This is a genomic window from Kitasatospora sp. NPDC051984 (assembly GCF_044593455.1).
Lineage (GTDB): Bacteria > Actinomycetota > Actinomycetes > Streptomycetales > Streptomycetaceae > Kitasatospora.
The window spans coordinates 404234-419654 of record NZ_JBIUCB010000004.1 but is presented as its reverse complement, the minus strand read 5'-3'; the positions used below and the strand labels follow the sequence as shown (position 1 = coordinate 419654).

Genomic DNA, 15421 nt, shown 5'->3' with positions numbered 1-15421 from the left:
CCTGAAGGGTCACTGCTTTTTCTGCCGTAAAGGTCCTTGCGCATGACTGTCGAATCGGTCTTCCCACGCCTGGAGGCCCTCCTCCCGCACGTCCAGAAGCCGATCCAGTACGTCGGTGGCGAGCTCAACTCGACCGTCAAGGACTGGGACGCCTGCGATGTCCGCTGGGCGCTGATGTACCCCGACGCCTACGAGGTCGGCCTGCCCAACCAGGGCACCATGATCCTCTACGAGGTGCTGAACGAGCGCGAGGGCGTCCTCGCCGAGCGCAGCTACAGCGTCTGGCCCGACCTCGAAGCCCTGATGCGCGAGCACGGCGTCCCCCAGTTCACGGTGGACGCGCACCGCCCGATCAAGGCCTTCGACGTCTTCGGTCTGTCGTTCTCCACCGAGCTCGGCTACACCAACATGCTGACCGCGCTCGACCTGGCGGGCATCCCGCTGAACGCCGCGGACCGCACCATGGACGACCCGGTCGTGCTGGCCGGCGGCCACGCCGCGTTCAACCCCGAGCCGATCGCCGACTTCATCGACGCCGCCGTCATCGGCGACGGCGAGCAGGCCGTCCTCGACATCACCGACATCGTCCGCGCCTGGAAGGCCGAGGGCCGCCCCGGCGGCCGCGACGAACTGCTGCTGCGCCTCGCCAAGACCGGCGGCGTGTACATCCCGCGGTTCTACGACGTCGAGTACCTGCCGGACGGCCGGATCGGTCGCGTCGTCCCCAACCGCCCCGGCGTGCCGTGGCGGGTCTCCAAGCACACCGTCATGGACCTCGACGAGTGGCCCTACCCCAAGCAGCCGCTCGTCCCGCTCGCCGAGACCGTGCACGAGCGGATGTCCGTGGAGATCTTCCGCGGCTGCACCCGCGGCTGCCGTTTCTGCCAGGCCGGCATGATCACGCGCCCCGTGCGGGAGCGAAGCATCACCGGCATCGGCGAGATGGTCGAGCGCGGCCTGAAGGCCACCGGCTTCGAAGAGGTCGGCCTGCTCTCGCTCTCCTCCGCCGACCACTCCGAGATCGCCGACGTCACCAAGGGCCTCGCCGACCGGTACGCCGAGGACAAGGTCGGCCTCTCGCTGCCGTCCACCCGGGTCGACGCCTTCAACATCGACCTCGCCAACGAGCTCTCCCGCAACGGCCGCCGCTCCGGCCTCACCTTCGCCCCCGAAGGCGGCTCCGAGCGGATCCGCAAGGTCATCAACAAGATGGTGTCCGAGGAAGACCTCATCAACACGGTGGCCACCGCGTACGGCAACGGCTGGCGCCAGGTGAAGCTGTACTTCATGTGCGGCCTGCCCACCGAGACCGACGAGGACGTCCTCCAGATCGGCGCGATGGCGAGGAACGTCATCGCCAAGGGCCGCGAGGTCACCGGCACCAACGACATCCGCTGCACCGTCTCCATCGGCGGCTTCGTCCCCAAGCCGCACACCCCCTTCCAGTGGGCCCCGCAGCTGTCCGCCGAAGCCACCGACGAGCGGCTCACCAAGCTCCGCGACTCCATCCGCGGCGACCGCAAGTTCGGCAAGAACATCGGCTTCCGCTACCACGACGGCAAGCCCGGCATCGTCGAAGGCCTGCTCTCCCGCGGTGACCGCCGCATCGGCGCCGTCATCCGCGCCGTCTACGAGGACGGCGGCCGCTTCGACGGCTGGCGCGAGCACTTCTCGTACGACCGCTGGATGGCCTCCGCCGAAAAGGGCCTGGCCGGCACCGGCGTCGACGTCGACTGGTACACCACCCGCGAGCGCACCTACGAGGAAGTCCTCCCCTGGGACCACCTCGACAGCGGCCTCGACAAGGACTGGCTCTGGGAGGACTGGCAGGACGCCCTCGAAGAGGTCGAGGTCGAGGACTGCCGCTGGACCCCGTGCTTCGACTGCGGCGTCTGCCCCCAGATGGACACCCACATCCAGGTCGGCCCCACCGGCAAGAAGCTCCTGCCCCTGACTGTCGTCAACAACTGACCCAGCCGGAGCGGAAGTTCGCCCCCGTCGCACATGCTGCGGCGGGGGCTTCGGCGTACCTGCCCGGTACCTGGGGCGGCGGTCCGAGAGGTACGCCGGGCGTTGGCGGGTCGAGGTACCGCGTACCCTTGGAACGACAGAGTCCGGCCGGAGCCGCAAGCGGTGCGAGGCCGGACGGGGACACACTGACAGAAGGACTGAGCTCCCTGGCACGCCGCACGCCCGACGGTCCGCCGCCCGCGCCGACGGTGCAGCGCATCCGTCTGCGCTACACCAAGCGCGGCCGTCTGCGCTTCACCAGCCACCGGGACTTCCAGCGGGCGTTCGAGCGCGCGCTCCGCCGCTCGGCCGTCCCGATGGCCTACTCCGCGGGCTTCACCCCGCACCCCAAGGTTTCCTACGCGAATGCCGCCCCCACCGGTACCGCCAGCGAGGCCGAGTACCTGGAGATCGGCCTTGCCGCGCCCCGCGACCCGGAGGCGCTGCGCCGGCAGCTCGACGAGTCGATGCCGTCCGGTCTGGACATCATCGACGCCGTCGAGGTGCGCACCAGCAACTTCGTCGAGCGGCTCGAGGCTTCCGAGTGGCTGCTGCGCCTGCCCGGCGTGGAGCCCGCCGAGGCCGAGCGCGCCGCCGCCGCTTTCCTGGCCGCCGAGGCGGTCGAGGTGCAGCGGATGACCAAGAACGGCCTGCGCACTTTCGATGCGCGCGCCGCCGTCGCCGCCATCGAGCTGCTCCCGGAGGGCTCCGCGCAGGTCGGGATCGGTGACGACACACTCACCGAGGGTGCGGGCGATGTTCGTACGGGTGCTCCCTGTGCGATACTGCGCCTGGTAGTACGACACGCCACACCCGCCGTACGACCCGACGACGTATTGTCCGGCCTCCGTTCGACGGCCGACCTCGCGCCGCCGGTCCCCGCAGAGGTGACCAGGCTGGCGCAGGGGCCGCTCGACGAGCAGACCGGCACGGTGACCGACCCGCTGGCGCTCGACCGCGCCGCGGCCGAGGTCGGCCGGTAGGCCGCCCCGCCGCGCGCATCCGCCGTCCGCCGAGTGGGCGGGAGCGCAGGCACGGAGCTCATCTCCGGGCCTGCGGCTCCCCGGCCTCCGCGGCTCCCCAGGGGAGCGAGCGTCGTTGCGCGAAGGCCCGGCCGTCCCCGGCCCGGCCCTTGAAAACTGAGAAGACTGGTCAGACCAGAAGACTTTTCGACTCCCCGCGCCCTGCGGGGGTCGAGCGAGACTACGAGCCCCTGTGCGGCCTCGCGTCCGAACGACGGCACCGTGGGAGCCGGAACCGCCCGAAAGGTGCGGCCGGCTGGTGAATGCGGTGGCACGTCGTGCCCGGATGCGGAGCCCGGGGGCCTGACGGGAGATACACCCGCATGCTCGAAAACACCGAACCGCAGTCCGCTGCGGCCGACCACACCGACGACGGCGCCTCCGCCGCCCCGCCGCGCCGCCGGCGCCGGGCGGTCTCCCGCCCGGCCGGCTCCCCGCAGGGCGCCGCCGGCGAGAGCGCCGAGACCGTCGTCGCGGCCGCCCCGGCGAGCGCCGAGGAGCCGCCGGCCGCCGAGAAGCCCGCCCGGGCCCGGCGTACCCGCAAGCGTGCCGAGGCCCCGGCCACCACGCCGGAGACCACCCCCGCCGCCGCCGAGCCGGTCGCCGAGGAGCCCGCCGCCGCCGAGCCGGCCGCGGAGGAGAAGCCCGTTCGCGCCCGCCGGGCGCGCAAGCGCGTCTCCGCGCCGGCCCAGAGCCCCGTGGCGGCCGAGGAGCCGGTCGCCGAGGAGCCCGCCGCCGAGGAGCCGGTGGCCGAGCCGGCCGTCGAGGAGAAGCCGGTCCGCGCCCGCCGGGCGCGCAAGCGCGTCTCCGCGCCGGCCCAGAGCCCCGTGGTCGCCGAGGAGCCGGTCGTCGAGGAGGAGCCCGCGGCCGAGCCGGTCGCCGAGGAGCCCGTCGCCGAGCCGGTCGTCGAGACCTCGGCCGAGCCGCCGCGCGCCCGCCGCCGTGCCGTCCGCCCCTCCACCGCGATCTTCCAGGCGCCGGTCTTCCAGGAGCCCGCGTCCGCCCCCGCTGCCGCGCCTGCCGCCAAGGCCGCGCCCGCCGCCAAGGCCGAGCAGGCCCCGGCCGCCGCGCCGCAGGACGAGGCCGAGACCGACGACGAGTTCGAGTACAGCGGCGTCGGCCGTCGCCGCCGGGTGCGCACCCAGGTGCGCGTCCAGCAGTCCGCGAAGGGTGCCAGGGCCGCCAAGGCGGCGCAGCCCGCGAAGGCCGCCCAGCCCGTCAAGGCCGCGGAGCCGGTGAAGGCCGCCCAGCCGGTGAAGGCCGAGGCCCCGGCCGAGGTCGAGGCGCCCGCCGCCGGGCCGGAGCAGGAGTCGGAGTGGGAGGACGACCGTCCGTCCCGCCGCCGCCGTCGGGGCGGCCGTCGTCGCCGTCGCGGTGACGCCGAGGACGCGGGCGAGCCGACCGAGACCGTCGAGACCGAGGTCGAGGACACCCACGAGGAGCCCGAGGCCCAGGAAGGCCACGACGAGGACGAGGACGAGGACGACCTGGCCGCCGGCCTGTCCTCCTCGCGCCGCCGCCGTCGCCGTCGCCGCCGCAGCGGTGAGGGCGGTGCCGACGCGGGGGAGACCACCGAGGACGGCGTGCGCACCGTGGTGAAGGTCCGCGAGCCGCGCCGCCGCTCCACCGAGCCCGCGTTCGACCCGGACGAGGTGCAGTCCATCAAGGGCTCCACCCGCCTGGAGGCCAAGAAGCAGCGCCGCCGCGAGGGCCGCGAGCTGGGCCGCCGCCGGGTGCCGATCATCACCGAGGCCGAGTTCCTGGCCCGCCGCGAGTCCGTCGAGCGGGTCATGGTGGTGCGTCAGACCGGCACCCGCACCCAGATCGGCGTGCTCGAGGACGGCGTGCTGGTCGAGCACTACGTCAACAAGGAGCAGGCCACCAGCTACGTCGGCAACGTGTACCTGGGCAAGGTGCAGAACGTGCTGCCGTCGATGGAGGCCGCGTTCGTCGACATCGGCAAGGGCCGCAACGCCGTGCTGTACGCCGGCGAGGTCAACTTCGGTGCGCTGGGCGGCCACAGCGGCCCGCGCCGGATCGAGTCGGTGCTGAAGTCCGGCCAGTCCGTGCTGGTCCAGGTCTCCAAGGACCCGATCGGCCACAAGGGCGCCCGTCTGACCAGCCAGATCTCGCTGCCCGGCCGCTACCTGGTGTACGTGCCCGAGGGCTCGATGACCGGTATCTCCCGCAAGCTGCCGGAGAACGAGCGGGCCCGCCTCAAGCAGATCCTCAAGAAGATCGTCCCGGACGACGCGGGCGTGATCGTCCGTACCGCCGCCGAGGGCGCCTCCGAGGAGGAGCTGACCCGCGACGTCCAGCGCCTGCAGACGCAGTGGGAGGAGATCCAGAAGAAGGCCGCCTCCGGCAACGCCCCGGCGCTGCTCTACGGCGAGCCCGACATGACGGTGCGCGTGGTCCGCGACATCTTCAACGAGGACTTCACCAAGGTCATCGTCAGCGGTGCGGACGCCTGGAGCACCATCCACGACTACGTCTCCAACGTGGCCCCCGACCTCACCGAGCGCCTGCAGAAGTGGACCTCGGACGTCGACGTGTTCGCCACGTACCGGATCGACGAGCAGCTGATGAAGGCGCTGGACCGCAAGGTCTGGCTGCCCTCCGGCGGCTCGCTGGTGATCGACCGGACCGAGGCGATGGTCGTCGTCGACGTCAACACCGGCAAGTTCGTCGGCCAGGGCGGCAACCTCGAGGAGACCGTCACCCGCAACAACATCGAGGCGGCCGAGGAGATCGTCCGCCAGCTGCGGCTGCGCGACCTCGGCGGCATCATCGTGATCGACTTCATCGACATGGTGCTGGAGTCCAACCGTGACCTGGTGCTGCGCCGCCTGCTGGAGTGCCTGGGCCGCGACCGCACCAAGCACCAGGTGGCCGAGGTCACCTCGCTCGGCCTGGTCCAGATGACCCGCAAGCGGGTCGGCCAGGGCCTGCTGGAGTCCTTCTCCGAGCCCTGCGTGCACTGCAACGGCCGCGGCGTGATCGTGCACATGGACCAGCCGCACAGCCACGGCGGCGGCGCGGCCGCGACGGCCACCGCCACCACCGGCGCGGGCGAGGGCGGCGGCAAGCGCCGTCGCCGTGGCCGCGGCGGGGCCGGGGCGGAGACCGTCGAGACGGTCGAGAGCGTCGAGCCGGTGGAGGCTGCCGCGGCGGTCGAGGCCGTCGAGGAGCTGGAGCCGATCGAGGCGCCGGTCGAGGCCGAGGTCGTGGAGACCGTCGTGGCCGAGGAGCCGGTCGTCGAGGAGCCGGCCGTCGAGGAGAAGGCGAGCCTGGTGGAGATCCCGCCGACCGCTCCGCCGGCGGGCCGTACCCGCCGCCGCGCGGTGCGCAAGGCCACCGCTCCGGCCGGGGCGTCCGGCGAGGCCGAGATCGTGGTGCTGCAGGCCCGCGCCGAGGCCGCGATGGAGGCCGCGCTGAGCGCCGCGGAGAAGTCCGCTGCCGAGGAGCCGGTCACCGAGACCGCTGCCGAGGTGACGGCCGAGGCCGTTGCCGCGGTGGAGCCCGAGGCCGAGGTCGCCGTGGCGGTCGAGACCGAGGAGCCGGCGCCGAAGAAGCGGGCCGCCCGCAAGACGGCCGCCAAGACGACCGCGGCGAAGAAGACCACCACGGCCAAGAAGACCGCGGCGAAGAAGACCACCGCCACGGCCGCCAAGAAGACCACCGCCCGCAAGACCGCCACCAAGCGGACCAGCGCGGCGGCCAAGAAGGCCGCGGCCGCCGAAGGTGACGGCGCCGCAGAGTGAGCCCCGGGGCCGGGACCGCCACCACTTCGGTGGCGGTCCCGGCCCCGCGCACGGCCCGGTTTGTCTTCGGCTGGACCGGTCCGTATTCTTGACCCTCGGCGTGTTGACGCCATGCTCCTGAGCACTTCACCTCCCGACTGAGAGCCGGTTCCGGCTCTTTCCGGGGGAGGCAGCCTGTGTCCATACCCAGGCCGCTGGCATCGGGAGTTCCGACCGAGTTAGGAAAGTAGGTACCGCATGTACGCGATCGTTCGCGCAGGCGGCCGCCAGCACAAGGTCGCCGTGGGCGACGTGCTGGAGATCGACCGTATTGACGCCAAGCCGGGTGACTCGGTCGAGCTCTCGACCATCCTCGTCGTCGATGGTGAGTCCGTCACCTCCGACCCGTGGGTGCTCGGTGGCGTGAAGGCGCACGCCGAGGTCGTCGACCAGACCAAGGGCGACAAGATCGTCATCCTGCGCTACAAGAACAAGACCGGCTACCGCCGTCGTCAGGGCCACCGCCAGAAGCACACCGCGGTGCGCATCACCAGCATCGACTCGGTCAGCAAGTAATCACACTTACTGCGGTCTTCCTAGAAAGGGGATAGCCAGATGGCACACAAGAAGGGTGCGAGTTCCACTCGCAACGGTCGTGACTCGAACGCCCAGCGCCTCGGCGTGAAGCGCTTCGGCGGTCAGGTCGTCTCCGCCGGCGAGATCATCGTCCGCCAGCGTGGCACCCACTTCCACCCGGGCGCCAACGTCGGCCGTGGCGGCGACGACACCCTGTTCGCGCTGACCGCCGGTGCCGTCCAGTTCGGCAACCGTCGCGGCCGCAAGGTCGTCAACATCGTGGCCGTCGAGGCCTGAGTCTGCACAGACTCGCTGTGAAGGGTGGGCCGGGACTATCCGGGCCCACCCTTTGCGCTTTACCTCAGGAACACCTTTTTCTTTCGCACAGGAGGCACTCATGACCACCTTCGTGGACCGCGTCGAACTGCACGTCGCCGCGGGTAACGGAGGCCACGGCTGCGCCTCCGTGCACCGCGAGAAGTTCAAGCCGCTCGGCGGCCCCGACGGGGGCAACGGCGGCGAGGGCGGCTCGGTGACCCTGGTGGTGGACTCGCAGGTCACCACCCTGCTCGAGTACCACCACTCGCCCAAGCGCAAGGCCACCAACGGCAAGCCCGGCGCGGGCGGCCACCGCACCGGCGCCGAGGGCCAGGGCCTGGTCCTGCCCGTCCCGGACGGCACCGTCGTCCTCGACCGCCAGGGCAACGTGCTGGCCGACCTGGTCGGTCACGGCACCACCTTCGTCGCCGCCCAGGGCGGCCGCGGCGGCCTCGGCAACGCCGCGCTGGCCTCCGCCCGCCGCAAGGCCCCCGGCTTCGCGCTGCTCGGCGAGCCCGGCGAGGCCCGCGACATCGTGATGGAGCTCAAGTCCGTCGCCGACGTCGCGCTGGTCGGCTACCCGAGCGCCGGCAAGTCCTCGCTGATCTCGGTGCTCTCCGCGGCCAAGCCGAAGATCGCCGACTACCCGTTCACCACCCTCGTCCCCAACCTCGGTGTGGTGACCGCCGGCGAGACCGTCTACACGATCGCCGACGTGCCCGGCCTGATCCCCGGCGCCAGCCAGGGCAAGGGCCTCGGCCTGGAGTTCCTGAGGCACGTCGAGCGCTGCGAGGTGCTCGTCCACGTCCTCGACTGCGCCACCCTGGAGCCGGGCCGCGACCCGCTCACCGACCTCGAGACCATCGAGGACGAACTCGCCCAGTACGGCGGCCTCGAGGACCGGCCGCGACTGGTCGCCCTCAACAAGATCGACGTCCCGGACGGCCAGGACATCGCCGACCTCACCCGCGCCTCGCTCGAGGAGCGCGGCTACCGGGTCTTCGAGGTCTCCGCGCTCGCCCACAAGGGCCTGCGCGAACTCTCCTACGCGCTGGCCGAGATCGTCTCCGCCGCGCGCGCCGCCAAGCCGGTCCAGGAGAACACCCGGATCGTCATCCGCCCGACCGCCGTGGACGACGCCGGCTTCACCATCGAGGAAGAGGACGGCGCGTTCCGCATCCGCGGCGTCAAGCCCGAACGCTGGGTCCGCCAGACCGACTTCGCCAACGACGAGGCCGTCGGCTACCTCGCCGACCGGCTCGCCCGCCTCGGCGTCGAGCAGCAGCTCTGGAAGGTCGGCGCCAAGGAGGGCGACACCGTCATCATCGGCCCCGACGAGAACGCCGTGGTCTTCGACTGGGAGCCCACCATGGCCGCCGGCGCGGAGATGCTCGGCCGCCGCGGCGAGGACCACCGCTTCGAGACCCAGCGGCCGGCGGTCGACCGCCGCCGCGAAAAGGCGCGCGGGCGGGACTCGGCGGAGCAGGAGTACCTCGACTTCGAGGCGCTCAGCTCCGGCCGGGAGCAGCTGGAGCAGTAAAGAGTGGCTGTCAGCAAGGTCGCGATCAACGGCAAGTGATTGTCGGGGTCGCGACCTTGCTGCTTGGTGCCTTCCGCCGCGCGCGGTTCTCCCCCAGCCCCAGCGGGCCGGGAGGTACCCCCACGCGCCCCTGGTGGTGCGGTTTCCGTCTCACGCCTTGCGCCGATTTCGTACCGTGTCTGCCGAATGGCTACATTGCGGGCGTACAGGACGTCGTGTCGGAAGGGTCGGACTGATGGTGGATCAGTTGCTCCGCGAGGAGGTCGTCTCGGCGCGGCGGATCGTGGTGAAGGTCGGATCGTCGTCGCTGACCACCGCTGCCGGCGGGCTGGACGCGGACCGGGTGGATGCCCTGGTGGACGCGTTGGCGAAGTCGCGGACGGGCAAGGACGCGCCGGAGATCGTGCTGGTCTCGTCGGGTGCGATCGCCGCCGGTCTGGCGCCGCTCGGGCTGGAGAAGCGGCCGAAGGACCTGGCCCGGCAGCAGGCGGCGGCCAGTGTGGGGCAGGGCCTGCTGGTGGCCCGTTACACGGCGTCGTTCGCGCGGTACGGGGTGCGGGTCGGGCAGGTGCTGCTGACCGCGGAGGACGCCAGCCGGCGGGCGCACTACCGCAACGCGTTCCGGACGCTGGAGCAGTTGCTGACGATGGGCGCGATGCCGATCGTCAACGAGAACGACACGGTGGCCACCGCCGAGATCCGGTTCGGCGACAACGACCGGCTGGCGGCGCTGGTGGCGCACCTGGTGCGGGCAGATCTGCTGGTGCTGCTGTCCGACGTGGACGGCCTGTACGACGGCGACCCGTCGAAGCCCGGCAGCAGCCGACTCGACGTGGTGCGCGGCCCGGCGGACCTGGCCGGGGTGGAGGTCGGCAGCGCCGGCAAGGCGGGCGTCGGCACCGGGGGCATGGTGACGAAGGTGGAGGCGGCCCGGATCGCCACCGGTGCGGGCATCCCGGTGGTGCTGACGGCGGCGAGCCACGCGGCCGACGCGCTGGCCGGCCGGCCCACCGGCACGCTGTTCCTGCGTACCGGCAGCCGCTCCGCGGACCGGCTGCTGTGGCTGGAGCACGCGTCCACGCCGCGCGGCACGCTGACCCTGGACGACGGGGCGGTGGCGGCGGTGGTGCACGGCGGGAAGTCGTTGCTCCCGGCCGGGGTGACCGGGGTGGACGGGGAGTTCACCGCGGGTGATCCGGTCGACCTTCTTGGCGAAAACGGTCACATCGTCGCCCGCGGACTGGTCAACTTTGATGCGAGGGAGTTGCCCCGTCTGCTCGGCCGGTCCACGCGAGAACTGGCCCAGGAGCTCGGTGCCGCGTACGAACGCGAGGTCGTCCACCGCGACGACCTGGTCGTGCTGCGCGGCTGAGCGCGGGCGGCGGGCCCGGTACGGGGGGTGGGAGCAGCGGGCCGGGGGCCCGCGCGACACGCTGAATGGGAGGCCGCCGGTGGTTCGCAGGCGGGAGGAAGCGCTGCCGGGGACGTCCGAGCGGCGGCTCACCAGCATCGAGGGCGGCCGGGGCGTCGAGGAGCAGGAGGGCGTGCGGGAGCCGGAGCAGGGCCGGCTGTGGCACGTGGTGCTGAGTGTGGCCGGGGCGGCGACGCCGCTGCCGGAGCTGCGGGCGGCGCTGGAGAAGCTGGCGCACGACCATTCCTTCTTCCTGACGGCCCGTTACGCCGCCGACCACGCCGAGGTCCGGTACTGGGAAGAGGCGCGGGACCTGCACGACGCGGCGGCGATCGCGCTGCGGCTGTGGGGCGAGCACAAGGCCAGCGCGAAGCTCCCGGCCTGGGAGATCGTCGGCCTGGAGGTGGTGGACCGCCCGACGTACCACAAGCGGGTCGCGGAGGGCTTCGGTGGACCGCTGCCGCAGCTGGGCGGGGTGCACCCGTACTGACGGACGGGGCGCCGCGTCTCAGCGGGCGAAATGTCCGCCGGGGCGGGGTGGGTGTCTCGCTAGGCTTGGTGCCATGAGCGACCTCACCGCCACCTCCGACAGCCCCGTCCTCGCCGCCGCGCGCCGTGCCCGGGAGGCGGCCGCCGCCCTGGCGCCAGTGCCGCGTTCGGTGAAGGACGCCGCGCTGCTGGCGATCGCGGACGCACTGGTCGCCCGGGCCGGTGAGATCACCGCCGCCAACGCCGAGGACGTCGACCGGGCCCGCGCGGCGGGCACCGCCGAGTCGGTGATCGACCGGCTGACGCTGAACCGGGACCGGATCGCCGCGATCGCCGCCGACGTGCGCAGCGTGGTCGGCCTGCCCGACCCGGTGGGCGAGGTGGTGCGCGGCTACACCCTGCCGAACGGGCTGGACGTGCGCCAGGTGCGGGTGCCGCTGGGCGTGGTCGGCATCATCTACGAGGCCCGGCCGAACGTCACGGTGGACGCCGCCGCGCTCTGCCTGAAGTCCGGCAACGCGGTGCTGCTGCGCGGCTCCGGTTCCGCGTACCGCTCCAACACGGCGCTGGTGGAGGTGCTGCGCGAGGCGGTCGCCGGGGCGGGCCTGCCGGCCGACGTGATCCAGCTGGTGCCGGGCGAGAGCCGCGAGTCGGTGCAGGAGCTGATGCGCGCCCGCGGCCTGGTCGACGTGCTGATCCCGCGCGGCGGCGCCTCGCTGATCCGCACCGTGGTGGAGGGCTCCACCGTCCCCGTGATCGAGACCGGCACCGGCAACTGCCACGTGTACGTGGACGCGCAGACCGACCTGGCGATGGCCGTCGGCGTGCTGCTGAACTCCAAGGCCCAGCGGGTCAGCGTCTGCAACGCCGCCGAGACCCTGCTGGTGCACCAGGACGTTGCGGACGCCTTCCTGCCGCTCGCGCTGACCACCCTCGCCGAGGCGGGCGTCACCGTGCACGGCGACGACGCGGTGCTGAAGGCCGCCGAGGGCACCGGTGTGACGGCCGTCCCGGCGACCGAGGAGGACTGGGGGACCGAGTACCTGTCGCTGGACCTGGCGGCCGCCGTGGTGCCCTCGCTGGAGGCCGCCGTGGAGCACATCCGCCGCTGGTCGTCCGGCCACACCGAGGCGATCGTCACCACCTCGCAGGCCGCCGCCCGCCGCTTCACCCAGCTCGTCGACTCCACCACGGTGGCCGTCAACGCCTCGACCCGGTTCACCGACGGCGCCGAGTTCGGCTTCGGCGCGGAGATCGGCATCTCCACCCAGAAGCTGCACGCCCGCGGCCCGATGGGCCTGCCGGAGCTGACCAGCACCAAGTACATCGTCACCGGCGACGGCCACGTGCGCGGCGAGGCCCGGCAGACCGTCGGCGGCCTCGGCAGCTGAATGCCGCGGGCGTCACATACCCGATCGGCCCGACCCACAGACAAACGCCCCGGCCGGTAATACATTGAATCCGTGGCTGAGGATGTGGGGGGCTCGCCGTACTCCGACGGCGCCGACCATGGTGATGCGGACGACGAGTTCGCCACCGTGGTCTTCGACGAGAGCTTCGTCCGCTCCGCCGCCGTGCACGAGCCGAGCGCCCGGGAGCGGCAACTCGCCGCCGCCGAGACCAGGTTCGAGCCGGATCAGGCCGGTGCGGCCCGGAGCTACGAGTTCACTTCCGGGAGCGAGGTGCTGCCGCTCGAGCTGCGCCCGCTGCCCGGCGGACTGGACGAAGACCGCTTCTACCCCGACCCGTGGTCGGGCGGCGACCGGCAGCACCGGCGCACCCGCCGCTCGCGCCTGCGCGCCTTCGATCCGCTGCGCGGCGGGTCGGTCGCCCAGCAGCGCTGGCACCGGCCGGTGGCCTGGGTGCTGGCCCTGGTGATGGGCATCGGTGTGGTCGCGCTGGCCGTCGCCGCCGTGTACCGGGGCGTCGGCAACGCCCCCGAGTCGCCGGCCCGGCCGTCCAGCGGGACCAGCAGCCCCAGCACGACGCCCTCGGTGCAGCCACCCGTGACGGCGGCCGTTCCGGCGGGCTGAGCGGGCCGCTCCGCCGATCACCGGTCGTGGCGGTCTCGTTACCCGCGCCCCTCTCGTCGCGCGCGGCGGGCGAGCCTACCCTGGTCTCATGGGTGACCGGCGCGAGCCTCCCGAGGGCACGCCCGAAGGTGGCTCCAACGATGACGAGTTCCGGTCCGTCGTCTTCGACGAATCGTTCGTGAAGGCTGCCCGGATCCAGGAACTGTCCGCGCAGGAGCGGCTGGCCGGCGCGTTCGGCCGGGCCACCCGGAGGCGCGGCTGGGGCTGGTTCGGGTCGTTGCCGCGGCAGGCGGTGATTCTGCTGCTGCTGGTGGCGATGGCGTTCGCCGCGGCCGTCTACTTCGGTGTCAGCTCCCCGCACGGCCAGGCCGTGCCGCCCAGCGGCGCCCAGCTGACGTCCGTCGTCACCCCGCTCAGCCCGTCCGCCACGGTCGGTGCCGTCCCCGACCCCGCCCACCCGTTCGCCGCGCTGCCGACCGGCTACGCGGACGGCCAGGGCGGCTTCAACATGCCGCCCGCCTCGTCCACCGCGCACTTCGGCGGGACGGACGTGCAGCGCGCCCTGGACTCCGTCCAGCACTACCTGGTGGTCTCCGAGCTGACCCCCGCCACCCTGACCGCCAACGAGACCGGCCAGGTCCGCGAGCTGCTCACGACCGGCGAACTGGCCCAGTACGACGACAGCGTCAACACGCCGCGCGACGACCAGCACCACGCCGCCACCGGCTGGATGGTGCGCTTCGACCCCGGGCAGGTCGCCCTGGCCACCGACACCGTGAAGGTCAACGGCGCCGTCCAGGTCGGCGAACTCAACCCCGGCACGCTGGAGATCACCGCCGACCACACCCTGGTCTACGCGCTGCGCCCGGCCGGCACCACCAGCGACCCCTCGGTCACCCTGTACTCGGTGCGCCGGGAGGTGCGGATCGACATCGACCGGGCCGACCTGGACGCCGGACGCGTCCGGGTGGTCGATTCCATCGTCCAGGCCGGGCCCACCGGCTGCGGTACCGTGCAGAGCGACTACCTGCAGCCGACGCTGGCCACCGCGGCAGGCGTCCACCCGAGCACCCCGCCCGCCGTGAACCCGGCCGACCACAGCCGGCCGGCCTGGCAGACCTGCGGGGTGCTCGGGCCGATCACCGGCTGAGCCGCTTGTCGGACCGGTCAGTCCTGCTTCTCGCCGGTGCCCGCGCTGCTGCCGTTGCCGTTGGTGCGGCCGGCGCCGGTGAAGGTGTCGCGGAGCTTGCCACCGACCGTGCCGACGCCGTTGGTGAGGTCGCGCAGCAGCCCCATCAGCGGGTCCTTGCTCTCCTTCACCGACTGCGAGTACGAGTCCGCGGCGGCCTTCCACTGCGCGCCGATCGAGGTGTCCGGGTCGTCACCGCGGCGCGGGTACGCGCCCGCCATGATCGAGCGGTACTCCTCGCTCTCCGCCCACTTCTTCAGCTGCGCCACCCGAACCACCGCGAACGGGTGGGTCTGCGGCAGCACCTGCAGCAGCTTCAGCACGCTGTCGCGCAGGTCGCCCGCCTTGTCGTACTCCGCGGCCTGCTCCAGGAACGCGTCCACGTTCATCTCGGCCATGTGCGCGCCGCCGGCCAGCTTCATCAGGCCGCGCATCGACGCCTGCAGGTCCTGCCCGGCCAGCAGGCCGGCCCGGTCGCTGGAGAGCTCGGCCTTGCGGAACCACTCCTTGAGCGCGGTGATCACCGCGGTGATCGCCAGGTTGCCCAGCGGCAGCCAGCCGATCCGGGCCGCCAGGTTGGTGAGGATCAGCAGCATCGTCTGGTACACCGCGTGCCCCGACATCGCGTGACCGACCTCGTGGCCGATCACCGCGCGCAGCTCTTCCTCGTCCATCAGCTCGATCAGGCCGGTGGTCACCACGATCACCGGGGTGTCCATGCCGATGCAGTACGCGTTGACCTTCGGGTCCTGGGTCACGTACAGGTCCGGGACCTTCTCCAGGTCCAGCACGTACGCGGCGTCCCGCACCATGTCGTACAGCTCCGGGAACTGGCGCTCCGAGGTCTTGACCGCCGTGGCCAGGAACAGCAGGCGGACGCTGCGCTCGGACACCAGGCCGGCCAGCTTCTTCAGGATGTCGTCGAAACCGCTCAGCTTGCGCAGCGCCACCAGCCCCGAACGGTCCGCCGGGTGCTCCCAGGCACGGGTGGAGATCTCCGGGAACCGCTGGCGGCGGCGGCTCGGCGCGTTGCCCTTGGTCATGTCGGTCATTGAGTACCCTCCTGGATCGACGCCGGCACCGGCTCCCG

12 protein-coding genes are annotated in these 15421 nt (G+C 72.5%); 11 read left to right on the top strand and 1 reads right to left on the bottom strand.

Annotation, left to right across the window (positions count from 1 at the left end; translation table 11 throughout):
* Window positions 1-42: 42 nt before the first annotated feature.
* From ACIHEI_RS11155 to ACIHEI_RS11105, 11 genes are all read left to right on the top strand, one after another.
* Entirely contained in the window at window positions 43-1971 is a 1929-nt protein-coding gene (locus ACIHEI_RS11155; RefSeq protein ID WP_396606402.1) for a TIGR03960 family B12-binding radical SAM protein, read from the top strand.
* Between the two features lie 248 nt (window positions 1972-2219).
* On the top strand, window positions 2220-2993 hold the full coding sequence (locus ACIHEI_RS11150; RefSeq protein ID WP_392956664.1) for a TIGR03936 family radical SAM-associated protein: 774 nt from the start codon (window positions 2220-2222) through the stop codon (window positions 2991-2993).
* A 362-nt stretch (window positions 2994-3355) separates the two neighbouring features.
* Entirely contained in the window at window positions 3356-6796 is a 3441-nt protein-coding gene (locus ACIHEI_RS11145; RefSeq protein ID WP_396606401.1) for a ribonuclease E/G, read from the top strand.
* Window positions 6797-7033: 237 nt separating this feature from the next.
* A complete protein-coding gene (gene rplU, locus ACIHEI_RS11140; protein ID WP_099899174.1) occupies window positions 7034-7351 on the top strand; it encodes a 50S ribosomal protein L21 in 318 nt (105 codons plus the stop codon).
* A gap of 39 nt (window positions 7352-7390) precedes the next feature.
* Complete coding sequence (gene rpmA, locus ACIHEI_RS11135) at window positions 7391-7648, top strand: 50S ribosomal protein L27 (protein ID WP_014135732.1); 258 nt, start codon at window positions 7391-7393, stop codon at window positions 7646-7648.
* 100 nt (window positions 7649-7748) lie between these two features.
* Window positions 7749-9209: a GTPase ObgE gene (obgE, locus tag ACIHEI_RS11130; RefSeq protein ID WP_387643103.1), complete on the top strand. Its 1461-nt coding sequence runs from the start codon at window positions 7749-7751 to the stop codon at window positions 9207-9209.
* Between the two features lie 235 nt (window positions 9210-9444).
* On the top strand, window positions 9445-10581 hold the full coding sequence (gene proB / locus ACIHEI_RS11125) for a glutamate 5-kinase (protein WP_392947275.1): 1137 nt from the start codon (window positions 9445-9447) through the stop codon (window positions 10579-10581).
* 79 nt (window positions 10582-10660) lie between these two features.
* Window positions 10661-11110 (top strand): hypothetical protein, encoded by a 450-nt coding sequence (locus tag ACIHEI_RS11120; RefSeq protein ID WP_392947278.1) that lies wholly within the window; start codon window positions 10661-10663, stop codon window positions 11108-11110.
* Window positions 11111-11183: 73 nt separating this feature from the next.
* The gene (locus ACIHEI_RS11115; RefSeq protein WP_396606400.1) at window positions 11184-12500 is read left to right on the top strand and encodes a glutamate-5-semialdehyde dehydrogenase; all 1317 of its coding nucleotides are present in this window, start codon (window positions 11184-11186) and stop codon (window positions 12498-12500) included.
* 72 nt (window positions 12501-12572) lie between these two features.
* Entirely contained in the window at window positions 12573-13142 is a 570-nt protein-coding gene (locus ACIHEI_RS11110; protein ID WP_387643107.1) for a hypothetical protein, read from the top strand.
* Between the two features lie 88 nt (window positions 13143-13230).
* Window positions 13231-14292, top strand: a complete 1062-nt coding sequence (locus tag ACIHEI_RS11105; RefSeq protein ID WP_396606399.1) for a hypothetical protein — start codon at window positions 13231-13233, stop codon at window positions 14290-14292.
* Window positions 14293-14309: 17 nt separating this feature from the next.
* Here ACIHEI_RS11105 and ACIHEI_RS11100 read toward each other — a convergent pair whose 3' ends face one another.
* A complete protein-coding gene (locus tag ACIHEI_RS11100) occupies window positions 14310-15383 on the bottom strand; it encodes a M48 family metallopeptidase (protein ID WP_387643109.1) in 1074 nt (357 codons plus the stop codon).
* Window positions 15384-15421: the final 38 nt, after the last annotated feature.